Here is a 3583-nt window from a genome sequence, read left to right as displayed (position 1 = left end):
ACCTCATATTTCATGATGTACATGAGGATTTGGCGAGGCCGGACAAACTCTTGTTGACGGCGTGGCCCAGTAATATCTTCTTTATCAATCTGGTAGAAGTCGCACACCAGCTCCATCCACTCTTGAACAATGCTTTTCTTCTGAACCCTTGGCTCCCCAACCATGCCACGCAACGCTTCTTTTACATCGGTAAGGCTTGGGTTGCGCTTGCCAGTAGCATGAATCTCTAGGACAACCCGTGAAAGGGCACCCTCTAACTCACGGATGTTGGTCTCAATTGAGTTGGCGATGTATTCCAGTGCGTCTGGGGGTAGGAAGATGCCGCGCTCCTGCGCTTTGGACATTAGGATGGCCTGGCGCGTCTCCAATTCCGGCAGCTGCATGTTTGCTACCATTCCCATGCTAAAGCGGCTAGAAAGGCGTTCCTCGAGGTCTTTGAGGGCTACTGGGGGCTGGTCGGACGTGATGATAATCTGCCGGTTTGTTTGATGGAGTGCATTGAAGGTGTGAAAGAACTCTTCCTGTGTACCGTCTTTACCTGCAAGGAACTGAATGTCATCCACAAGAAGGACATCTACATTGCGGTATTTCTTCTTGAAATCATCCTTACCAGCACCACCACGGATACTTGCCACAAACTCATTCATGAAAGTCTCAGAGGTAATGTAGAGAACTTTCTTGGAAGGGTCGTTCTGGAGAACATAGTTCCCAATTGCCTGCATGAGGTGGGTTTTCCCAAGGCCTACTCCCCCATAAAGGTAGAGTGGGTTGTAAACACTGCCCGGTGTTTCAGCTACCGCAATAGCTGCGGCATGAGCTACTTGGTTTCGCTTACCTACAATGAAGTTGGCAAAGGTGTACTTAGGGTTTAGGTTGGATGTCACCCGTCCATCAGGCTCTATAGTTCCCCGGTGAGAAGTAAAAAGCTCTTGCTTCTTAGGCTCTGCACTCTCCATGTGGGTAGACTGGTTTTTCTTCGCCTCTTTACTAGGCGCAACAACGGTGAAAATAAGCTCACGTACAGGTTCCCCTGAAGCCGCGGTAAGGTGTTCCGTCATGCTCTCAAAAGCATACTTCCGGATTAGTTTTCCAGTTACCGTGTTATCCACAGATATATCGGCTACCCCATCAGAAATAGAGCGCAAAGAGCAACTTTTGGAGATGACCTGCTGCAACGCAGGGTTGAAGGCGGACTTCATCTCCTTCATTATCGTTTTCCAGATTAAAGTGTTCTTTTCCTCGGTCACTTCGGTGTTTGTTTGGGCGTAGAAAATAGGGCTGCTTGCCCTGCGTAAATCAGACTATCTAAGTTATCCACAACTGTATAGAGTTTTCCACATTTTGTTGCATTTCCCCCAATGTCTAATGTATAAGGAAGGTGTCTGAAACGCGTACCGCATGCGCGCTCCAAGGTCCATCTCCGTGGTGGGCCTTTTACCTTGTGCTTTTCTCTTGCTCAATAGATTAAAATCAGGTACAGTATTTCGGTATACTTACTGAAAGTTCTCCAAATGTACGTAGATCGAACGCTCAATAAACGGAAGCGTCTTCGCAAGCATGGTTTCCGTGCTCGTATGAAGAAGGCTATCGACGTGATTAAAAGCCGTCGGGCAAAGGGTCGCAAGAGCCTTACCGTTTCTGATTCCACCAAAAAGTACTAGATGTTCCCTCGCTCGAGCCGGCTTCGTCGCTCGCACGATATCCTCACAGTATTCCGTCGCGGCTCACGCCGTTCCCACGGTCCACTTACCTGCTACCTCTTCCCAACCGTTAAGGATGGCCATAGGGTAGCAGTAATTGTTGATAAAAAAGTTTCCAAATTGGCCGTAGAGCGGAATGTTGTAAAGCGCCGCATTAGGGCTGCGTTGAAAGAATGCACCCTTCCTCAGGGGAACCTGGTGGTGAAAGCGCATACTGGCAGTGTAGACCTATCCTACCAATCTATCCGTGACAGCCTTTCCTCATGTCTCCGCGTACTGTCGCGCTAGCACTCATCCGTTGGTACCAGCAGGTATGGTCGCCAGACCACAGCCCGCGTAAGTCCCAGTACCCCCTGGGCTACTGTAGGTTTACCCCTTCCTGCAGTGAATACGGCTACCAAGCAATCGAACGCTACGGTATCCTAAAGGGTGGTATTCTTGCTCTCTGGCGGATAATCCGCTGTAATCCATGGAACCGGGGCGGTCACGACCCCCTTCCCTAACCCGTCCCCATGCTCGAAATTCTCCGCGTTCTCATCTACTACCCGCTCATTAACCTGCTGACGCTCATTATTTGGGCAGTCCCTGGTCATTATGCGGCAGTAGGAATTGTGCTACTGACCCTTTTGGTGCGCTTCATCCTCCTCATCCCCTCCAAGAAAGCGGCACAGACGCAGCGGAAAATGCAGCAGATTGCCCCATTGGCTGCCGAGCTTAAGCAGGAATATGGCGATGACAAGCAGGGCTTTGCCATGGCGCAGATGGAGCTCTATAAGAAGAACGACATCAACCCATTCGGGAACTGCATTACGCTCCTTATCCAGATCCCTGTTCTTATTACCCTCTACTACTCAATCCGGTTTGGACTGACCCCAGACAACCCACACTTGTACGCCTGGTTGCCTCGTCCAGAGTTCATTAACAACAACTTCTTTGGCATCAACCTGATTGCCCCGGACAAGACATACGTACTGCCGGTCCTTGCTGCACTCATGCAGTACGTCCAAGCCAGGCTTATGATGCCGGCTACCCCAGTGGCACCTAACCCAGATGGTACTCCTGATCCAAATGCGATGACGCAGAAGATCATGCAGTACTTCCTGCCTGCGACCACCCTGCTTTTTGCCTTGAGTTTCCCAGCTGGTGTCGCCCTCTACTGGGTAGTAAGCACCGCTTTCCAGGTTGTTCAGCAGTTCTATGTGAACAAAGAGAAATACGCCATCACCGGTGTGGATGCTGCCCTTAAGGAAGCTGATGCCGAACACCCTGAGCACAAGCCACGCTCCCCGCGGGTAATGGATCAGATCAAGGAGCAGACTTCTACCAATACAAAAGCCGGCGTGACGGTGACGGTGCGGAAGAAAAGTAAATAAAAAGAGGGAGCGCGATGCGCTCCCCTTGGATCCCTAAACCTGGGCTTGATGGTGTGGACAGACACGTCCGTTTGTTTCCCATCAAGATTGCCAGGCCCTACCCCGCGAATATACACAGAAATACCTGTAGCGTAAAGCCTACTTCTTCAGGTCTAAGTCTGGTATACAATAGACAATACGCGAGCACATTATTATGTCCTCACTCGGAGAGGTGGCTGAGTGGTCGAAAGCGGCGGCCTCGAAATCCGTTATACGGGTAACCGTATCCAGGGTTCGAATCCCTGCCTCTCCGCCAAAAAAGAAATACACCCCATTGGGGTGTATTTCTTTTTAACGTCGAGGTGTGGGATTTGGTTCCTAGGTTCGACTTCGCCAATACCATATGGAGCGTAGCGGAAAGCGAAGTTAGCGAGAGCCGAAGGCTTGAGCGTTATCCCTGCCTCTCTTATATAAATCAAGAGGCCTCAGGGAGGCCTCTCGTGAAGGGATGCCGGCATAGTGGCCGCCACA

At 50.6% G+C, this 3583-nt stretch carries 5 protein-coding genes and 1 tRNA gene; 5 read left to right on the top strand and 1 reads right to left on the bottom strand.

Annotated elements, in window-relative coordinates; all coding sequences use genetic code 11:
- On the bottom strand, positions 1–1199 hold a 1199-nt coding region (gene dnaA, locus VLA04_01690; GenBank protein ID HSI20408.1), incomplete at its 3' end, for a chromosomal replication initiator protein DnaA.
- A 312-nt stretch (positions 1200–1511) separates the two neighbouring features.
- On the opposite strand from dnaA, the gene rpmH reads away from it, so the two are divergent.
- The 5 genes from rpmH to VLA04_01665 all read left to right on the top strand — a co-directional run bounded on the left by rpmH (position 1512) and on the right by VLA04_01665 (position 3368).
- The gene (gene rpmH / locus VLA04_01685) at positions 1512–1661 is read left to right on the top strand and encodes a 50S ribosomal protein L34 (protein ID HSI20407.1); all 150 of its coding nucleotides are present in this window, start codon (positions 1512–1514) and stop codon (positions 1659–1661) included.
- Positions 1662–1988 carry a ribonuclease P protein component gene (gene rnpA, locus VLA04_01680; GenBank protein HSI20406.1) on the top strand — a complete coding sequence of 109 codons (327 nt, stop codon included), beginning with the start codon at positions 1662–1664 and terminating at the stop codon, positions 1986–1988.
- Entirely contained in the window at positions 1964–2203 is a 240-nt protein-coding gene (gene yidD, locus VLA04_01675; protein ID HSI20405.1) for a membrane protein insertion efficiency factor YidD, read from the top strand. Before rnpA ends, yidD begins: the two co-directional genes overlap by 25 nt.
- 9 nt (positions 2204–2212) lie before the next feature.
- On the top strand, positions 2213–3073 hold the full coding sequence (locus VLA04_01670) for a YidC/Oxa1 family membrane protein insertase (protein HSI20404.1): 861 nt from the start codon (positions 2213–2215) through the stop codon (positions 3071–3073).
- 205 nt (positions 3074–3278) lie between these two features.
- A tRNA-Ser gene (locus tag VLA04_01665) sits at positions 3279–3368 on the top strand.
- Positions 3369–3583 lie beyond the last annotated feature (215 nt).

It is taken from the genome of Verrucomicrobiia bacterium (assembly GCA_035460805.1).
In the GTDB taxonomy this organism is placed as follows: Bacteria; Patescibacteriota; UBA1384; order CAILIB01; family CAILIB01; genus DATHWI01.
The sequence above is the reverse complement of the archived record's forward strand: the minus strand, read 5'-3'. Positions and strand labels throughout refer to the sequence as shown.